11 protein-coding genes and 1 pseudogene are annotated in these 19,284 nt (G+C 72.4%); 10 read left to right on the forward strand and 2 right to left on the reverse strand.

From position 1 onward, the window contains the following. Nucleotides 1-59 precede the first annotated feature (59 nt). The 6 genes and pseudogenes from OHB01_RS27975 to OHB01_RS28000 all read left to right on the forward strand — a co-directional run bounded on the left by OHB01_RS27975 (nt 60) and on the right by OHB01_RS28000 (nt 12,169). Nucleotides 60-920 carry a haloalkane dehalogenase gene (locus OHB01_RS27975; RefSeq protein WP_142648732.1) on the forward strand — a complete coding sequence of 287 codons (861 nt, stop codon included), beginning with the start codon at nt 60-62 and terminating at the stop codon, nt 918-920. Between the two features lie 458 nt (nt 921-1,378). Next, nucleotides 1,379-3,013: a TIGR02677 family protein gene (locus OHB01_RS27980; protein ID WP_142648731.1), complete on the forward strand. Its 1,635-nt coding sequence runs from the start codon at nt 1,379-1,381 to the stop codon at nt 3,011-3,013. Continuing rightward, nucleotides 3,010-4,578 carry a DUF2398 family protein gene (locus tag OHB01_RS27985; protein ID WP_328854191.1) on the forward strand — a complete coding sequence of 523 codons (1,569 nt, stop codon included), beginning with the start codon at nt 3,010-3,012 and terminating at the stop codon, nt 4,576-4,578. The genes OHB01_RS27980 and OHB01_RS27985 overlap by 4 nt, the downstream gene beginning before the upstream one ends. After that, on the forward strand, nt 4,575-9,158 hold the full coding sequence (locus tag OHB01_RS27990) for an SbcC/MukB-like Walker B domain-containing protein (RefSeq protein ID WP_328854192.1): 4,584 nt from the start codon (nt 4,575-4,577) through the stop codon (nt 9,156-9,158). Before OHB01_RS27985 ends, OHB01_RS27990 begins: the two co-directional genes overlap by 4 nt. Beyond that, nucleotides 9,155-10,426 carry a TIGR02679 family protein gene (locus OHB01_RS27995; protein ID WP_142648728.1) on the forward strand — a complete coding sequence of 424 codons (1,272 nt, stop codon included), beginning with the start codon at nt 9,155-9,157 and terminating at the stop codon, nt 10,424-10,426. Before OHB01_RS27990 ends, OHB01_RS27995 begins: the two co-directional genes overlap by 4 nt. A 58-nt stretch (nt 10,427-10,484) precedes the next feature. Next, a pseudogene (locus OHB01_RS28000) lies at nt 10,485-12,169 on the forward strand (AMP-binding protein). A gap of 17 nt (nt 12,170-12,186) precedes the next feature. Here OHB01_RS28000 and OHB01_RS28005 read toward each other — a convergent pair. Both OHB01_RS28005 and OHB01_RS28010 read right to left on the reverse strand, forming a co-directional pair. After that, entirely contained in the window at nt 12,187-13,089 is a 903-nt protein-coding gene (locus OHB01_RS28005; protein WP_147945266.1) for an oxidoreductase, read from the reverse strand. Between the two features lie 19 nt (nt 13,090-13,108). Beyond that, nucleotides 13,109-14,542 (reverse strand): MFS transporter, encoded by a 1,434-nt coding sequence (locus OHB01_RS28010; RefSeq protein ID WP_142648725.1) that lies wholly within the window; start codon nt 14,540-14,542, stop codon nt 13,109-13,111. A 203-nt stretch (nt 14,543-14,745) separates the two neighbouring features. Here OHB01_RS28010 and OHB01_RS28015 point away from each other — a divergent pair, with 203 nt between their 5' ends. From OHB01_RS28015 to OHB01_RS28030, 4 genes are all read left to right on the forward strand, one after another. Beyond that, nucleotides 14,746-15,324: a TetR/AcrR family transcriptional regulator gene (locus OHB01_RS28015; RefSeq protein WP_185948994.1), complete on the forward strand. Its 579-nt coding sequence runs from the start codon at nt 14,746-14,748 to the stop codon at nt 15,322-15,324. A gap of 814 nt (nt 15,325-16,138) precedes the next feature. Then, the gene (locus tag OHB01_RS28020) at nt 16,139-17,416 is read left to right on the forward strand and encodes a sugar ABC transporter substrate-binding protein (RefSeq protein ID WP_328854193.1); all 1,278 of its coding nucleotides are present in this window, start codon (nt 16,139-16,141) and stop codon (nt 17,414-17,416) included. A gap of 14 nt (nt 17,417-17,430) precedes the next feature. Further along, on the forward strand, nt 17,431-18,459 hold the full coding sequence (locus OHB01_RS28025) for a sugar ABC transporter permease (RefSeq protein ID WP_328854194.1): 1,029 nt from the start codon (nt 17,431-17,433) through the stop codon (nt 18,457-18,459). Then, a complete protein-coding gene (locus tag OHB01_RS28030; protein ID WP_328710161.1) occupies nt 18,456-19,262 on the forward strand; it encodes a carbohydrate ABC transporter permease in 807 nt (268 codons plus the stop codon). Before OHB01_RS28025 ends, OHB01_RS28030 begins: the two co-directional genes overlap by 4 nt. Nucleotides 19,263-19,284: the final 22 nt, after the last annotated feature.

Consider the following 19,284-nt stretch of genomic DNA (forward strand, 5'->3'; position numbering starts at 1 on the left):
GAGCCCGGCCCAGCCCGATCGGAAACGAACAACGCTGCTCACCCTCGAAAGGACCTGTCGTGCCGCTTCAGCACGTTCTCGACTCCGCCATCCACTACCACGACACCGGCACCGGGGCGCCGATGGTCTTCCTGCACGGCAACCCCACGTCGTCCCACCTGTGGCGGCACGTCATCCCCGCGATCGGCGGAGGCCGCCGGCTGGCCCCCGACCTGATCGGCATGGGTGAGTCCGGCAAGCCCGGCATCGCGTACACCTTCGCGGACCACGCCCGTTATCTGGACGCCTGGTTCGACGCGCTCGGCCTGGACGACGTCGTCCTCGTCGGCCATGACTGGGGCGGCGCGCTGGCCTTCGACTGGGCCGCCCGCCACCCGGACCGGGTGCGGGGCATCGCCGTCACCGAGACCATCGTCAAGCCGATGACCTGGGAGGAGTTCCCCGAAGGAGGCCGGGAGCTGTTCGCGGCGATCAAGACCGAGGGTGTCGGGGAGAAGATGATCCTGGACGACGACGCCTTCATCGAACAGGGGCTGCCGGGCACCGTCGCGGTTCCCATGGACCCCGGTGACCTGGCCGTCTATCGCAAGCCGTACCCGACGCGGGAGAGCCGCCTGCCGCTGCTGCGGTGGGCGCGCTCGATGCCGCTGGGCGGTGAGCCCGCCGACGTGGTGGCACGCGTGGAGGCGTACGACGCGTGGCTGGCCGCCAGCCCGCAGGTGCCGAAGCTGCTGCTCGCCTTCGCGCCCGGACCCGGTACGATGGTGCACCAGGACATGATCGATTGGTGTGCGGCCACCTTCGCCGGCCTGGAGATCCGGCGGTTCGACGAGGTCGCCGGGCACCACACCCCGGAAGACCACCCGGAGCTGATCGCCACGGCCGTCGCGGACTGGGCCGAGGCGCACGGGCTCCGGTGACACCCTCGCCGGCGTGGAGGCTTCCCGGGCGGTTCGGGACAGGGCAGCCTTGACCAGGCGTTTTCGCGGCGTGCCGGGGACGTCAGGGCGGTCCTGAACCGGCTCGGGACGAACAGGTGGTCCGGCAGGTGGTCCGGCGCGTGACGCTCGGCGACGTCCGGTCCGGCTACGCCGGTCACGTCGTCGAGCGGCGGCATGGACTTCCGGACCGGCGGTCGCCCCCTCTCCGTCGGCTGAGCCCCGCGGGTCCTCCGCCGCGCGCGAGTCGCAACTGTCGGTGCCCTCCAATACGGTCTTCTCGGCACGCGGAGCCCCGCCCGTCTCTCCTGGTGGGCGGGACTCCGCGATCGGGTGGGTGCGACACGGAGCGGTGACCCGGCTCGGTGACGCGGCTCGGTGACGCGGCTCGGTGACGCGGCTCGGTGACGCGGCTTGGTGACACGGATCGGGGGGACCGGATGGCGGACCGCAGGGCGTTGGACCTCGACTCGCTGGCGATCAGCGATCGGTTCAGGCTGTTCAACTTCACCAGGCGCGACGACCATGTGGCCTATCTCTGGGTCCTACGGGCCATGGACCGGCTGCGCGAGGTCCACCAGGTGCAGGTGGACGCCGGGCAGGTGCAGGCGGCCCTGAGCGAGCTGGCCCGGCTCCACGACGAGGTCCCCACGTTCGACGGCAACCTGCGCGACCGGCTCGACGCCCTGCACGCGGACGGGGTGCTGCACCGGTTCGACGACGCGTCCCGGGCCGGCAACCTCGTCCGCTATCGCAACAGGCAGTCGGTCTACCAGTTCAGCGAGCTCGGCTACTGGGCGTACACCTCGGTCGAGGGGCTGCTCGCGGCCCGCATCCAGGACGCCAACCTGTCGCGGCTGGTCTTCTCCGACATCCTGGAGGACCTCAAGGCCCTCGCGGCGGCCAACCGCGCGGGGGAGGGCGAGCAGGTCTACCGGCGGCTGTCGCGGCTCGACTCGGTGATGGAGGACATGGGGCGCCGCTCGGCGCACTTCCACGTGACGCTGGGCGAGATCATCCGTTCCACCGACGCCTCCCCAGAGACGTTCCTGCGCTACAAGAACGCCCTGCTGACGCACATGTCCGAGTTCATGGCGGAGCTCGACCGCTATCTGCCCCGCCTGGCCACCGCCGTACGCGACGTCGAGGCGAGCGGCCTGGCCTCGCTGCTCGACCGGGCGGCGGCCGCCGACGAGCGGCCCTTCATGGACCGCCACGAACGGCTGGAGGACTGGCGCCGCCGCTGGTCGGTCCTGCGGGCGTGGTTCGCCCCGGAGGGGCCGGAGGAGTCGCGTGCGGCGGAGCTGCGCAACGCGACGCGCATCGCGGTGTCCGGGGTGATCGCGCTGCTGCGGCAGATCTCGGAGGCGCAGCGCGGCGGCGTCAACCGGGCCACCCAGCTGCGGCACCTGGCCGAGTGGGTCTGGAACGCCCCGGACGAGGGCGCCGCCCACGCGCTCATGGGCGCGGCGTTCAACCTGCGCAGCGCGCGGCACCTGGGCACGGCCCACGAGGACACCGAACAGATCTCGCCCCGGGCCACCTGGTGGGACGCGCCCGGGGTGGAGGTGTCGGTCACGCTCTTCCGCAGCGGCAAGGCGCCCACGCCGGGCGTGCCCACGCCGGTGCGCGGCAACCCCGGCGCGCGGGCGGCGCTGCGGCGCGAGCAGGCCGCGGAACGCGCGGCCGAGCGCGAGGCCGCCGGTCACCTGACCGAGCTGGGCGCGCACGGCAGGGTGCTCGACGAGTCCGAGACCCGGGTGCTGCTGAAACTGATGACGCGGGCGTTGGAGGGCCGCACGGTCGTCGCAGGCCGCCTGAGGAGAGGGTCAGGCGCCAACGACGCCGTGATGGTGCGGCTCGTGCCGTGCGACACCGGAAGCACCGTACGCACCACGCAGGGGCTCCTCCACCTGCCCGGGTTCCGGGTCGAGCTGGCCGGGCGGACGCCCGTGGCGGGCTCGGGAATGGCCGGTTCGGAAGCAGCGGGTTCGAGGGCGGAGGGCTTGGAAGCACGGGGTTTGGAGGCACGGGGTTTGGAAGCACGAGCTTTGGAAGCAGGGGGTGCCCGGTGACGACGCCTCGCACCCGGGTCGCGGCCGGCGTCTCCGTCGCCGACCTCGGCTCCTACCAGCAGGCGGTCCGCCGCGTGCTGACCTGCGACCTGATCACCAAGGACCGGCCGCGTCCCGGTGTGCTCGACCAGGTGCTGCGCTGGGCCGACGAGATGACGCGCGACTTCCGCGAGCTGCTCGGCTACACGCTGATCGCCACGACCCACCACGTGCGGCTGGTCCGCCATCTCGACGTCCTGGACGAGACGCAGCGCTCGATCTTCTCCCGCAAGGGCAAGCCGTTCGACCGCCGCCGGCTGGCGTACCTGTGCCTGGTGCTCGGGTCGTTCCAGCGCTCCCGGATCGAGATCAGCCTGGCCGACCTGGTGCGGGTCTTCACGCCGCTGGCCAACTCCATCGACGGCCTCGGCTTCGACCCCGCGATCGGGTCGCACAAGGCCGCCGTCGTCGACGTGCTGGGCTGGCTGGTGGACCGCGGCGCGCTCCGGCTGTCCGACGGCAGCCTGGAGTGGTGGGCGCGCGACACCGAGCGAGGCGACGCGCTCTACGACATCGACCACGACATCTGCGCGGTGCTGTTCAAGCCGGCCCGGCCGGTCCAGCACCTCACCAGCGCGGCCGGTCTGGTGCACGAGCCGCCGCACACGAACCCGGCCCGCAGGGCGCGGCGGCTGCTCGTCGAGTTTCCCGTGGTCTACTACGCGGACGTCGAGCCCGATGTGGCCGACGCGCTGCGCGCCCCCGGCCTCGCCGAGGACCTCGTACGGTTCACCGGCCTGGTCCTGGAGCGGCGCGCGGAGGGCGTCATGCTCGCCGACCCGGGCGGCGTCTTCACCGACCGGCCGTTCCCGGGCCGGGGCAACGCGGTGAGCCGGGCGGCGGGGCTGCTGCTGGCGAAGATCGCCGACCTGCTGGAGGACCCCGAGCACGTGCCGGAGCCGCTGCCCGTTCCCGCGCTCGCCGACGACCAGGCCGATCTCGTGGCGCGGATGGACGCGGGACTGCCCCGCGACGGAGTCGTCGCCGAGCTGGCCTGGTCTCCGTCCGAGGCCGAGCCGTCGTCGCCCGACGACCGGCCCTTGCCCGCCGAGGCGCCGTTCGTGTCGCGCAGCCGCCTGGAGACGATGACGACCGAGCTGTACGACGAGTTCGGGGCGGCCTCGTTCACCTCCGCCTGGCAGCAGGATCCCCGTGGACTGCTCGACGCCGTCATCGGGTTCCTCGCGGACCTGTTGCTGCTCAGGCCGGTGCCGGGCGGCGTGCTCGTCCTGCCCGCCGCGCTGCGATACCGCAACATCCGGGCCGCCCTGCCCACCCGTACATCGGGCGGTCAGCTGGCGCTGGTGGCGCTGCCCGAGCCGGTTGCCCGGCAGGACACTTCACCGCAGCCGGACATCCCAGCGCAGCCGGACACCACGGCGCAGCAGGGATCGTCCGCGCAGCAGGGTCCGTCCGGGGCGCAGGGTTCGTCCGAGGCGCAGGGTGGGGTCGGGGGGCAGGGTCCGTCCGGGAGGCAGGGTGCGGCCGGCCAGGAGGTTTCGTTCACGCAGGAGGAGGGGCGATGACGCCGCCGAGCGACCGGTTCCAGCCCAGCAGGGCCGGTGTGATCAACGTCTGGGACTACGTGGACGAGGAGTTCGCCTTCGCCGACGGGCGTCTGGTGCTGCGCGGGCACAACGGCTCGGGCAAGACAAAGGCGCTGGAGGTGCTCTTCCCGTTCATCCTCGACGGCGTGGCGGACGCACGGCGGCTCGACCCGTTCAGCGGCGAGAACCGCACGATGAAGTCCAACCTGCTCTACCGGGGCCAGGAAGCCGAGTACGGCTACGTCTGGATGGAGTTCGCCCGGCGCGAGATCGGGGCGGAGCCCGACGCGACCGACGAGACCGTCACGCTCATCATCGGCATCCGCGCGCACCGGCACAGGGACGGGGTGCGGACCTCGTTCTTCGTCACCGACAAGCGCCTCGGTGTCGACTTCGGGCTGCTCGCGCCCGACTCCCGGCCCCTCACCGAGCGGCAGCTCAAGGCCGTCCTCGGCCCGGACGCCCACTGCGAGACCGCCACCCAGTATCGGGACGCGGTGGACGCCCGGCTGTTCGGGCTGGGCAGGGAGCGCTACACGCAGCTCCTCGACCTGCTGCTGGCGCTGCGCCGCCCGCTGCTGGCCAAGGACCTCGACCCCGACAAGGTCTCGGGCACGCTCACCTCGGGCCTCAGCCCCGTCGACGAGGAGCTCGTCGACCAGGCGGCCCGCGACTTCGAGAACCTCGCGGCGGTCCAGAAGCAGTTCGACGACTTCGCGGTCGCCGACGCGGCCGTACGCGCGTTCCTGACCGACTACGTGGCCTACCTGCGCACTCATGCGAAGGCCCGGCTCGCCCGCATCCAGACCGAGATGGACGGCGCGGTGGAGCACGCCCGCACGCTCGTGCGCGCCGAGGAGGCGCGCACGAGGGCGGCGGCCGCACGCCAGGCCGCCGCGACGGCGGCCTCCGCGGCGGAGGCCGAACGCGAAGGGCTGGAGCGCCGCCTCGCCGCGTTGCGTGCGGACGACGCCTACCGTGCGCGGAGCGAGCTGGAGCTGCGCCGCCGCCAGATCGTCAAGACCGGCGAGGAGATCGAGCGCGAGCGCGCCCGGCTGGCGGACGGCGCCGATCACCTGGCCGCACTCGAAGGGGAGGCGGGCGAGCTCGCGGAGCGGCTGGAGGGCGCGCGGGCGGCGATCGTCCGGCACGCCACCGATCTCGCCGACGCGGCGGAGCGGGCCGGGATCGCCCACGACGGGGACGGCCCGGCCGACACGGGCGCGGACCTGCTCACGACGGCGCGGGCACGCGCCACCGCCCGCAAGGACGACGTCGCGAAGGTCCGCGACGAGATCGCCAGGGTGTCGGGCGCGGAGCGGGACCGCCTGCGAGCGGAGGCCGACAGGGACAAGGCGGACAAGGACGTCGAGGAACGGGAATCGCGGTGCGAGGCCGCCGATGCCGCGCTGGTGACGGCACGCGACCGGGCGCGGGAGGCGCTCGACGCCTGGGCCGCTCGCTGGGCCCGCCCGGCAGAGGCTCCGGAAGATGAGGCCCCCCGAGATGAGGGCCCGGGAAGTGACCCGGGCAATGAGTCCGCGCGTAGCGGGTCTCCGGGAAGTGATTCGGGCAACGAGTCCCCGCGCAGCGAGTTTCCGGGAGACGAGGCGGTGGCCGGCCCCGCCGACGTGGCGGCGCTGGCGGAGGCCCTCGCCCAGGCCGGAGACGCCGGGGCGCCGTCCCTGGCCGAGGTCTACAGCGTGCGGACCGAGGAACGGCGGACGGAGGCGGCCAGGTCCGCCGAACGCCTGTCCGCCCGGGTGCGCGACCTCGCCGCCGACCTCGTCCGCCTGCGTCGTGAACGCGAGGAGATCGCGGCCGAACGCGACGAGGCGCCGCCGCACGACGACCGCAGAACGGCGGACCGGGACGGGCGGCCGGGGGCGCCGCTGTGGCGGCTCGTCCGGTTCGCCGACGGCCTCGACGAGAAGGAGGCGGCCGGCCTCGAAGGCGCACTGTACGGCGCGGGGCTGCTGACCGCCTGGGTGCACCCGGAGGCGCGGCACACCTTCGACGCCGTCGCGGTCCTGGAATCCGACGGCTACCTGCTCCCGCTTCCCGAGGAGAGCCGCCCGTCCGGCCGTACGCTCGCCGACGTCCTCGTGCCGGAGGAGCAGGACCTCGTGCCGGCGGCGGTCGTCGCGGACGTGCTGAGGTCGGTCGTGGTCGCCGACGCGATCACACCCCACAGTGATCGGCCGGGGGATCGGCCCGGGGATCGGCAGGCGGATCGCCAGGGAGAACGGCAGGGAGAACGGCAGGGAGAACGACGGGGCGGACCGGTGCCGACGGTGACCATCCGGGCCCAGTTCGGCCTCGGGCTCCTCCTCGGCGCCCGGCCCAAGTCGTCACCCGAATACATCGGCGCCACCAACCGGGCGAACCGCCGTGCGGCCAGGCTCGCCGAGTATGACGAGACGATCGGCGAGACGATCCGGGCGCACGAGGACGCCGAGCGCGACCTGGCCCGCGCGAACCGCCGCCTGGCGGACTTCGCCCGGGCCCGGCGGGAGCTGCCGTCCGTCACGGAGGTCGTCGCGGCGGTCACCCGCGTCTCCCGCGAGTCCGCGCTGCTGGCCCAGGCGCGGTCGGTGCTCGCGGACCGCCGCCGCGATCTCGACGCGGCGGTGGCGCAGGTCGACGCGGCACGCAGGCGGCTGCGGCAGGTCGCGGCGGAACGGAGCATGCCCGTCGCGGAACAGGAGGTCGACGCGGTCGCGCGGGCCGTGGACGAGTTCCTCACGACGGCGCAGCGGCTGCACGACGGCCGCGAGCGGGCCGCGTCCGAGGAGCGGGACCTCGCGTCGCGGCAGGCGGCCATCGCCCGGCAGCGCGAGCGGCACGACGCCGACTCCCGCGCCCTGGAGGAGAAGGAGCGGGAGCACCGGGCCGACGCCGAGGAGCTCAGGGCGGGCGAGGAGGCACTCGACGCGCCGCTGCGCGAGGTGCTCGCCCAGATCGACGAGACCGAGCGCCGCCTCGCCGAGGTTCGCAAGCGCTGCGGGGAGCACGCCGCCACCGCCACGCGGGAGAACGAGGCGCTGATCGTCGCGCAGAACGACCTCAAACACGGGCAGGCGTCCCTCGGCCAGGCGCTCGGCCACCTCTTCGAGCACGTCGCGGCGTTCGGGCCGTACGCGCATCCGGAGCTGCGCCCGCTGCTCGGCGTCACCGCCACCGCGCCGTGGCCCGCCCACGTCGGCTGGCCGGAACCGGCGGAGGCGGCCGCGTCGGTGGCCGCCGAGCTGTCCGCCCGCTCCGCCGCCGGAAAGAGCACGGGGGAGGGAGACGGGGAGAGCGCTGCGGAAGGGGCCGGAGCAGGAGCCCGAGGAGACGGAGCAGGGGGCGGCCTGCCGCCGGATCCCGCCGCCCTGGTGGGCCGGGTGCTGCCGGGAGACGTGGCCGCGCTGCTCGACGCCTTCGCCGCGGAGATGGCCGACATCCGCGTGCCCGGGGAGAGCGCGCTCAAGAACACCGCGAGCCGGCTGTCGGGCTCGCTGCGGACGTTCCAGGACGCGCTCGACGGCTGTGCCGAGGACTACCGCCTGGAGCACGACCCGACCGGGGTCGTCATGGTCTACGTCAGCGACGAGGGCGGCCGCAACCCGGTCGCCGCGTTCGCCCGGCGCGTCGCCGACCGCGTCCAGGAGCAGGGAATGCTGCTGGAGGAGCGGGAGCGGACCGTGCTGGAGGACGAGCTGCTGACCGCGCTCGCCCAGCAGGTGCACGACCGGGTCCGCACCGCGCGCGACCTGGTGCGCGGGATGAACGAGGACACCCGGTCACGGCCCATGTCGTCCGGCACCAGGATCGGCATCCGATGGGGCCGTTCCGACCGGCTGAACGACCGGCAGGTCGCGGTGTCGCGGCTCCTCGACAGGGACGCGCAGGGGCTCGGCGCGGCCGGGCTGGCCGAGCTGCGCGGCCTGCTGCGGGAGATGATCCGCGACTACCGGGCCGCCCATCCGCGTGCCACGTACAGGCAGGCGCTGGCCGAGGTGCTCGACTACCGCACCTGGTACGGCTTCGAGCTGGTGCTGGCCGTGCCGGGGGAGAAGGAGGTCAAGCTCACCCGGGCCAAGCACGAGGAGATGTCCGGAGGCGAGAAGTCGGCGGCCATCCACCTCCCGTTGTTCGCCGCGGCCAACGCCCTTTATTCGTCCGCCAAGCCCACGTGCCCGCGCATGATCGCGCTGGACGAGGCGTTCGCCGGCATCGACGACCGCTACAAGCCCGAGCTGCTGGGCCTGACCGTGAAGTTCGGCCTCGATCTGTTCATGACCGGCCACGACCTGTGGATCCACTTCGACACCGTGCCGATGGCCGCGCACTACGACATGCACCACGACAAGAGCGCGCACGCGGTGTCGGCGATGCTGATGCTCTGGGACGGCGCCCAGACCATCGACGCCGACGCCGGGTTCTCCGGCAACGAGGAGCTGGCCGAGACGCTGCTCGGCTTCCGGCCGAGCCGCCGTGCCCCCGCCCTGACCGAGGGCACCCTCCTCGCCGCCGACGGCGACGACGAACCCGACGAGGTGGAGGCCGGCGTATGACCATGGCCGCGAAAGCGGTGGAGCGCTACCGGGGGCCGGAGTATCGCCGCCTGCTCCAGGCCGCGCGGCGCCGCCTGGAAGGCAACGGCGGCACCCTGGAGGGCTCGATAGGCGTCGGCGATCCCGACGAGGCGGAGCGCAAGGCGCTCATCGGCATCACCGGCCGCTACAGCGAACCCGGCGTCAAGCGCATCGGCGTCACCCTGCGCGAGCTCGACGCCGTCGTACGCGCCGGGACCGGTGGCCTTGGCCTGGTCGACCTGCTGGAGACGCTCGGCCCGCCGCTGCGGAACCGCCCCCGAGAGGCGGCCCTCGCCCGGGCCGCCCGCGACGAGGCCGTGCGGCCCGCGATGGAGAGCCTGCTGTACGAGAGCGCGGAGTGGTACCGCGAGTGGCTCGACGCGGTGAGCCGCGACGGCACCGCGAGCCGGCTCGCCGGCCGCCCGCGCACGGCCGGGACGCTCGCCAGGGCCGCCCGTGTCCTGGAGTTCCTCACGACCCGACCCGAGGACGACGCGGAGATCACCCTCGCCGGGCTGGCCGCCAAGATCACTGGTCATCCCAAGACCCTCGACCATCCGGCCGGCCTGTCCACCCTGGTGCTGCGGGCCCTGGCGATACGCGCGGGCGTTCCGGCCCCGGGCACGGCGGAGGAACGCCGGGAGCTGTGGGACCGCTACGAGGTGGTCGTCGACGACCTCGCCAGCCGGATCCTCGTCCTGAACCTGCCGGCGGAGGGGGAGGGGCTGGGGGAGTGGCTGACCGCCGCCGCCCGCTTCGGCACGCCGTTCCAGGTCACGCTCCACCAGCTCGGCACCTTCGCCATCACCCTGCGCGCCCCGGTGGTGCACGTGTGCGAGAACCCGGCCGTGCTGCGGCGCGCGGCCGCCGAGCTGGGGCCGGACTGCCCGCCCCTCGTCTGCACCGAGGGACGCCCCTCGACGGCCTTCCACCGGCTGGCGGGGACAGCCGTACACGGCGGGGCCCGGCTGCGCTACCACGGCGACTTCGACTGGCCGGGAGTGGACATGGCCGGTGCCGTGGCGCGGCGCTACGGCGCGGAACCCTGGCGCATGACCGCCGCAGATTACCTCGCGGGTCTCGCGAACCTCGGCGATCTCCTCGAAGGTGACGAGCACCTGCGGCTCACCGGGCGGCCGGTGCCGGCACCCTGGGATCCCGCCCTCGGGGACTCTATGCGCGAGAAGGGGATCGCGGTCTACGAGGAGGCCGTCGCCGAGCCCCTGCTGGCGGATCTTGGGGGGTGACACGCGCGAGGCACGGTCGTACGTTGACCTCCGTGGCCTGCGCGACGAAGGAGTCACCGTGAGCGAGACGACCAGCACCCATGTCTTCCGGGAAGCCCGTGACCTGCTGCTCTCCTTGAGGGAGGACCCCGAGCGGGCGGCACGCGAGTTCGCCTGGCCCGTCTTCGGCGACAGGTTCAACTGGGCCACGGACTGGTTCGACGCGATCGCCCGGGGAAACCCGCGTACGGCGCTGTGGATCGTGGAGGAGGACGGCGCTACTCCTTCGACGAGATGGCCCGCCGCTCCGACCAGGTGGCGGCGTGGCTGGCCGCTCAGGGGGTGGGCGCGGGCGACCACGTGCTGCTGATGCTCGGCAACCAGGTCGAGCTGTGGGAGTCGATGCTGGCGGTGATGAAGCTCGGCGCGGTGATCATGCCGGCGACCACCGCCCTGGGCACGGCCGACCTCGCCGACCGCGTGGTGCGGGGGCGGGTCCGGCACGTCATCGCCAACGCGGCCGACACGCACAAGTTCGACGGCGTGCCGGGAGAGTTCGGCCGCGTCTGCGTGGGCGAGGCGGCCGGGTGGCTCCGCTATGGCGACGCCTACGCGACGCCCGAGCCGGAGCCGTTCGAGGCCCGGACCTCGCCCGGCGATCCGCTGCTGCTCTACTTCACCTCGGGGACGACGAGCAGGCCCAAGCTCGTGCGGCACACGCAGGTGTCCTACCCGGTCGGCCACCTGACGACGATGTACTTCGTCGGGGTGCGGCCGGGCGACGTGCACCTCAACATCAGCTCGCCCGGCTGGGCCAAGCACGCCTGGAGCTGCTTCTTCGCGCCGTGGAACGCCGAGGCGACGGTGTTCGTGCACAACTACTCCCGCTTCGACGCCGCCGCCCTGCTCGGGCAGATCCGCCGGGCCGGGGTCACCACGTTCTGCGCGCCGCCCACGGTCTGGCGGATGCTCATCCAGGCCGACCTCGGCGACGGCCCGGGCAGCCTGCGGGAGGCGGTCGCCGCGGGCGAGCCGCTGAACCCGGAGGTCATCGCCCAGGTGGAGCGGGCGTGGGGGCTGACGGTCCGCGACGGGTACGGCCAGACCGAGACGACCGCGCTGATCGCCAACACGCCCGGCGTCCCCGTGAAGGCCGGCTCGATGGGCCGGCCCCTGCCCGGTGTCCCGGTCGTCGTGGTCGATCCGGTGACCGGCCGGCCGGCGGACGAGGGCGAGATCTGCCTCGATCTGGCCGCCCGCCCGGTCAACCTGATGACCGGCTATCTGGACGGTGAGGAAGGGGCCATGTCCGGGGGCCTCTACCACACCGGCGACGTCGCGGTCCGGGACGCGGACGGCTCGATCACCTTCGTGGGACGCACCGACGACGTGTTCAAGGCGTCCGACTACAAGATCTCGCCGTTCGAGCTGGAGAGCGTGCTCATCGAGCACCCCGCCGTCGCGGAGGCGGCGGTCGTGCCCGCCCCCGACCCGATCCGGCTCGCCGTGCCCAAGGCGTACGTGGTGCCGGCCGCGGGCTGGGAGCCGAACCGGGAGACCGCCGCGGCCATCCTGCGGCACGCCCGTGAGAGGCTCGCGCCCTATCAGCGGGTGCGCCGGCTGGAGTTCGCCGAGCTGCCCAAGACCATCTCGGGGAAGATCCGCAGGGTCGAGCTGCGGGCCAGGGAGAGCGACGCCGCGCAGGCCGGCACCGAGCTGTCCGGGGAGTGGCGGGACGACCAGTTCCCCGAGCTGCGGTCCTGACCCTGCCGGAGGAGGCGTCAGCGTCCCCCGGGTGCCGATGACCCGTGCCCGAGCAGGCGGGCGACCGGCTCCTCGGTCAGCCCCACGACGCCGTCGAAGTCGGTCGAACGGCTGACGGCGGCCCAGCGCTCCGCCTGGGCCGCGCGGGCGCGGGACGCCTGCTCGGCCAGGCGCAGCGCGTCGGAGCCGAGCAGCAGCCGCAGCGGCGGCTCGCCCACGTCGACCAGCCCGGCGATCACCCTGGCCGCCCGCCGGGGATCGCCCGGCTGGGCGCCGTCCACCTCGCGCCGGAAGGCGTTGACCCGGCCGACGGTCTGCTCGTAGTCGGGTCCCACCGGCGGGATGCGCATCGACGAGCCGCCCCAGTCCGTACGGAACCCGCCGGGCTCGACGATGACCACGGTGATCCCCAGCGGGCGGACCTCGCTGTTCAGCACCTCGGAGAACCCCTCGACCGCGAACTTGGCCGACTGGTAGGCGCCGAGCCCCGGCGTGCCCCCGACCCGGCCGCCCACCGAGCCGATCTGCAGGATGTGACCTGACCGCTGCGCGCGCATCACCGGCAGCGCGGCCCTGGTCATGGTGACGACGCCGAACAGGTTGGTCTCGAACTGCGCCCGGAAGTCCTCGTCGGAGGTCTCCTCGATGGGCGAGGAGTTCGCGTACCCCGCGTTGTTCACCAGCACGTCCAGCGAGCCGAACTCCTCGACGGCCAGCCGTACGGCCCGCTGCGCCGCGGCGGCGTCGGTGACGTCGAGCGCGACGGCGCGCACCCGGTCGCCGTGGGCACGGACGAGGTCGTCCAGCCGTTCCGGCCGCCGGGCGGTGGCCACGAGGCGGTCGCCGCGTTCGAGCACCTCGTGAGCGAGCGCGTGTCCCAGGCCCCGGGAGGCGCCGGTGACGAGCCATGTCCTCTGCATGATGATCTCCTTTTGATCTTCAGCGCGCCGCGCCCGCCGGGACCCGCTCGGCCGCCTCGGCGGCGAGCGCCGTACGGCGGCGCGCCCCGGGCACCAGCAGCGCAACGGCGACGGTGGCCGCCAGGGTCAGGGCCATCACCAGGAAGGCGGTGGTGAAGCCCGACTCGTACGGCAGGCCGTCGGGGCGCAGGTGGCCGGTGACGAGGGCACTGATCGCGGCGGTGCCGATGGAGCCGCCGATGGTGCGGATGTTGGTGTTCATCCCGCCGGCGACGGCGGTCTGGCCGGCCGGCACGCTCTGCACGATCAGGTTGGTCATCGAGGCGTAGGCCAGGCCGAGACCGAGACCGAAGACGGCGGTCGCGACGGCGAGCTGCCAGGGCCGGTCGTGCCAGAGGGCGATGCCGCCGCTCGACAGCGCGCCGAGCGCGCATCCCCACACGAGCTGGGCCTTGACCCCGGCGACGCGCGAGAGCGGGCCGCTCACGGTGCCGGCGACGGCCATCGTGACGAGCATGGGCAGCATCAGCAGCCCGGCCTCGGTCACGCTCGATCCGAATCCGTAGCCGGTCACGCCCACCGGAATCTGCATGAACTGCGGCAGGAACGCGTACGAGGCGAACATCCCGGCGCCGAACAGCAGGGCCACCAGGTTGGTCGTCCACACGGCCGGGAGCCGCATCATGCGCATGTCGATCAGCGGGTCGCGGGAGCGCAGCTCGACCGTGATCCACGCGGCGAACAGCACCACGGCGCCCGCGAGCGGCACGACGACGGCGGCCGAACCCCAGCCCCAGGCGGACCCTTCGCTCAGCGGGACCAGCAGCGCCACCAGCCATCCGGACAGCAGCGCCGCGGCCGCCCAGTTGACCCGGCCGGGCGTGCGCACCGGCGACCGGGGCACGTTGCGGTACGCCAGGAACGCGGTGGCGACCACGATGATCGCCGGGATCCAGAACAGCCAGCGCCAGCCGGCGACGTCCACGATCGGGCCGGCGAGCACGATGCCGACGCCGCCGCCGACCGCGATGACGGCCGACAGGATGCCGACGATCGAGGGCACCCGGGTGGCGGGGAACTCGTCGCGCACGATCCCGAACGACACGGGGAACACGGCCCCGCCGAGGCCCTGGATGATCCGGGCGATGATCAGCACGCCGACGTTGGGGGCGACGGCGGCGACGACGCAGCCGAGCGCGATGGCGGCCAGCCCGACGAGCAGCGTGCGGTCCTTGCCGATCATGTCGGCGATGCGGCCCAGCAGCGGCGTGGCGACGGACGCGGACAGCAGCCAGGCGGTGAGCACCCAGGTCACCGCGCTCTGGCTGGTGTGGAGGTCGTGCTGGATGGTGGACAGCACGGGGCTGACCAGGGACTGCAGCAGAGAGAACGAGGCCACGGCGGCTGCCAATGCGAGGAAGGTCAGCCGTTGCGGCGAGGTGGTGCGTGACATCGAGATCCTTCGACAGGAGGAACCGGCACGACGAGGCGCGCCGGTGACGACGCCCCGGTTGAGGGGACGGCGCATGACAAAGCGAACGATCAGGGGGCGTTGACACAGGGGGGGACGCGAACGCGAATGCCCGCCTGCTAAAGTCGAGGCGTGCCTCCACATTAGCGGAGGTAACCCTCCGGTTCAACCTCGGGAGGAGACCGGTGAACGAGAAGGCGGCCGAAGGCCCCCGGACGAGGGTGCGGCGTCCCCAGCGCGCCGACGCGCGGCGCAACTTCGACGCGCTGCTCGCCGCCGCGCGGGAGGCGTTCGCCGAGCGCGGGACGGATGCGTCCCTGGAGGACATCGCCCGGCGCGCCGGCGTCGGCATCGGCACGCTCTACCGCAACTTCCCCACGCGGCAGGACCTGTTCGACAGCGTCTACCTGGACGAGATCGACGAGCTGTGCGACGCCGCGCGGCAGGCCGCCGACCTGCCGCCGTGGGAGGCGCTGGCCGCCTGGCTGCGCCGGTTCGTGGACTACGCGGCCACCAAACGGGCCATCTACGAGGCGCTCAACCGCGACTCGGAGATGATGCGGTCGAGCCGCGTCGCGATGTACGAGGCGGGGCAGCCGCTGTTCGACCGGGCGAGGGAGGCCGGGGTGATCCGCGGCGACGTGACCTTCGACGACGTCCTGCGGATGGTCTCCGGCATCACCGGAGCCGGGTTCGTCGACGAGGATCAGCGCGAGCGGGTGCTGGGCATGGCCCTCGACGGCGTACGGGCCCGCCCGGCCTGAACCATGCCGGGCCACTCGTAGGGGAAACTCCGGTAGATGTCGGTCATGTAGATGTACACGTCGCCGCCGGTGCTGCCGGCGAGCGGCTTGACCACCTTCAGCGCATCTGATGATGCCGGGCCGTTCGGGATCGTCACGAAGGGGCGGTCGTTCAGTCGGTCGGCCCGCCGGGGAGTGACAGGGCCTGCGTGCCGTCGGGACCCACGGCGGTCGTGGCGGAGCCCGGATTGGACAGGGTCCCGTCCAGGCCGGAGGGGAGCGGTCCTCGACGACGCCGCTCGACAGGTCGCCGTCGAAGTCGTAGTGGAGGACGAGTGCCGGTTCGGCGGCGCCGTCCGCCGGAAGGGCGTGCGCCGGCACGGCGGCGAGGAGGAGCGCGGCCGTCACGCGGACGGGGCGAGAAAGGGGGCGAGGCGTGCGCCTGCGTGCTCGCCCGGGCAAGGGTACGGCCATGCGCTGTCCCATTCGGGCAGGGGCGCCGAGTCGTCCGCCGATCTGTCCGCCGGCCGGCCGCGCTCACCCGCGACGGCCCCCTGCCCGGTGAGTGAGGTCGGGGATCGGGACGCGTCGAATCGATTCGCGCACCGATTCGACCGGACGATAAGGGCGCTGCCGCGAACGGTCAAGCACCGGAAACCTCTCCGGCACATCGTCGTCATCATGTCGGCGCGCTCCCTCCAGGCGGGCGTCCCGGAAATCAGGCCGCGTACCCCATTGACGGGTGCACCGGGGCGGGCCTATCGTCGGCGAACCGATTCGCCGAACCGATTCGACTCCGATCGGGAACAGGCGCGTAACGCTAGGAGGTCACGTCATGAGACCAGGGTCGAGCGGCCGGCGTGCGGCCGGGATGGGTGCGGTGGTCCTCGCGGCCGCCACCGGGCTGGCCGCCTGTTCGTCACAGCCCGACGGCACCGGCGCATCTTCGGCGGGTGCGAGCCAGGCCGCCGGTGGCGGGACCTACACGATCTGGGACCCCTACCCGCAGTTCGACGACTCCTCCGACTGGGTGAAGCTGCTCACGCAGTGCGGGACCCAGGCCGGGGTGACCATCAAGCGGACCGGCTACGACACCACCGACCTGACGAACAAGGCGTTGCTGGCGGCCCAGCAGGGCAACTCGCCGGACGTGCTGATCGTGGACAACCCGGTGGTCTCGACGCTGGCCGAGGCCGGCGTGCTGACGACGACCGAGGAGAACAATCTCGACGTCGCGTCGATCGAGCCGAACCTGCTGGCGGCCGGTCAGCTCGGCGGCAAGACGTACGGCGTCCCGATCGGGGCGAACACGCTCGCGCTCTACTACAACAAGGACGTGCTCAAGAAGGCCGGGGTGGACGCGGAGTCGGTGAAGGACTGGGCGTCGCTGACGGCGGCGCTGGAGAAGGTGAAGGCGGCGGGCAAGAAGGGCATCACGTTCGCGGGCATCGGCACCGAGGAGGGCAGCTTCCAGTTCCTGCCCTGGTTCTGGGGCGCGGGCGCGAACCTCACGAAACTGGACTCGCCCGAGGGTGTCTCCGCGCTGTCGCTGTGGGCCGACTGGGTGAAGAAGGGCTACGCGCCGACCTCGGTCATCAACAACACGCAGACCACGAGCTGGCAGGAGTTCGCGACCGGTGACTTCGCCTTCGGGGAGAACGGCACCTGGCAGCTCGCCAACGCCAAGAAGACCGGCTTCGACTACGGCATCATCCCCATCCCCGCCAAGGACGGCGGCACCGCGCCCGCTCCGACCGGTGGTGAGTTCGTGAGCATCCCGGTGCAGTCGGACACCGCGCGTTATGCCACCTCGCAGAAGCTCGTGAGCTGTCTGACCAGCACGGACAACTCGCTGACCACCACGACCACGTTGTCGTACATCGCGCCGACGGAGGACGTGCAGGCCAAGCAGGTCGAGCAGAACGCCGAGCTGAAGGTGTGGGTGGAGGCGGTCAAGGCGGCCAAGGGCCGCACCAGTGACAACCTCGGCACGAAGTATCCGAAGATCTCCGAGCCGATGTGGAAGGCGATGCAGGCCGCGATGAGCGGGTCGCAGTCGCCGCAGGAGGCGCTGACCGCGGCCCAGGCCACGGCGGCGAGCGCGACCCAGTAATGAGCACGAGCCGATTGACGCGAACTCCGGTGGCGCGCACCCGGCCAGAAAAGCAGGCAACAGGAAAGCGGGCTCCAGGAAAGCGGGCTCCAGGAAAGCGGGCTACGGGAGAGCAGGCGGCAGGGGAGCGGGCGCCTGGAAAGCAGCGGGCAACGGGTAGGCAGGCGACGGGGCAGTGGGCGGCATGGGCGTTCCTCGCGCCCGTCGTCGTCTATCTGCTCGCGTTCTACGTCTATCCGCTGTATCGCAACGTCGATCTGAGCCTGCGTAACTACACGGTGCGTTCGTTCGTGCAGGGGGACGCGCCGTTCACGGGGTTCGCCAACTACGCGAAGGTGTTCGCCGATGCCACCTTCGGCCCGGCGCTGTGGCACACGGTGGTGTTCACCGTGGTGTCGCTGGCCTTCCAGTTCACCATCGGGCTTGCGCTGGCGGTGTTCTTCAGCCGCAACTTCCGGCTGTCGGCGACGCTGCGGGCGTTGTTCCTGGTGCCGTGGCTGCTGCCGCTGATCGTGTCGTCCTCGACCTGGTCGTGGATGCTCAACAGCGAGTCGGGCGTGGTCAACGCGGCCCTGAGCTGGGTCGGCGTCGGCCCGGTCAACTGGCTGACCTCGCCGGACTGGTCGCTGTGGTCGGTGACCATCGCCAACATCTGGATCGGCATCCCGTTCAACCTGGTGGTGCTCTACAGCGGGCTGCAGGCGATCCCCTCCCACATCCACGAGGCGGCGGCCCTGGACGGGGCGACCGGCTGGCAGCGGTTCTGGCGGGTGACGTTCCCGCTGCTGCGGCCGGTCTCGGCGATCACGCTGCTGCTCGGGCTGGTCTACACGCTCAAGGTGTTCGACATCATCTGGATCATGACGAAGGGCGGCCCGAGCGACGCGTCCACGACGCTGGCCACCTGGTCCTACCGGCTCGGCTTCGGCAACCTGCTGCCGTCCTTCGGACCCGGCGCGGCGGTCGGCAACCTGCTGATCGTGATCGCGCTGGTCTTCGGCCTCGTCTACATCCGTACGCAGCGAAGGCAGGGCACGGCATGAGGCGGCTGAAGACCGCCGTCGGGCTGGCGCTGACGGCCGTGATGCTGTTCCCCGTCTACTGGATGATCAACGTCTCGTTCACCCGCGACCAGGACATGCGCAAGTCGCCGCCCTACTGGTTCCCGGTGCACGGCACGCTGGACGGCTACCGCGCGGTGCTGGAGCAGCAGGGGCCCTACCTCGCCACCAGCCTCGTCGTCGGGCTGGGCACCGTGGCCCTGACCCTGGTGATCGCGGCGCCCGCGGCATACTCGCTGGCCAAGCTGCGCCCGCGCGGCGGCGGCGTGCTGAGCTTCGTGCTGCTCATCGCCCAGATGATCCCGGGGATCATCATGGCGATGGGCTTCTACGCCATCTTCCTGAGCACCGGCGTGCTCAACACCGTCCCCGGGCTGATCGTGGCCGACTCCACCCTCGCGGTGCCGTTCGCCGTGCTGATCCTCGCCACGTTCATGTCCGGCATCCCCGAGGAGCTGATGCAGGCGGCCCGGGTGGACGGCGCGGGCGCGCTGCGCACGTTCGTCTCGATCGTGCTGCCGGTCAGCCGCAACTCGGTCATCACGGTGTCGCTGTTCGCGTTCCTGTGGGCCTGGTCGGACTTCGTCTTCGCCTCCACCCTCGACCAGGGCGGCGCCCACCAGCCGATCACGCTCGGCATCTACCACTACATCGGCAACAACAACCAGGAGTGGAACGCCATCATGGCCACCGCCGTGGTCGCCTCCATCCCGGCCGCCGTTCTGCTCATCGTCGCTCAGCGTTACGTCGCCGCCGGGGTCACCGCCGGCGCCGTCAAGGACTGAGCCTCTTTTCGAGAAGGGACCC

The organism is Microbispora hainanensis, assembly GCF_036186745.1.
Classification (GTDB): domain Bacteria; phylum Actinomycetota; class Actinomycetes; order Streptosporangiales; family Streptosporangiaceae; genus Microbispora.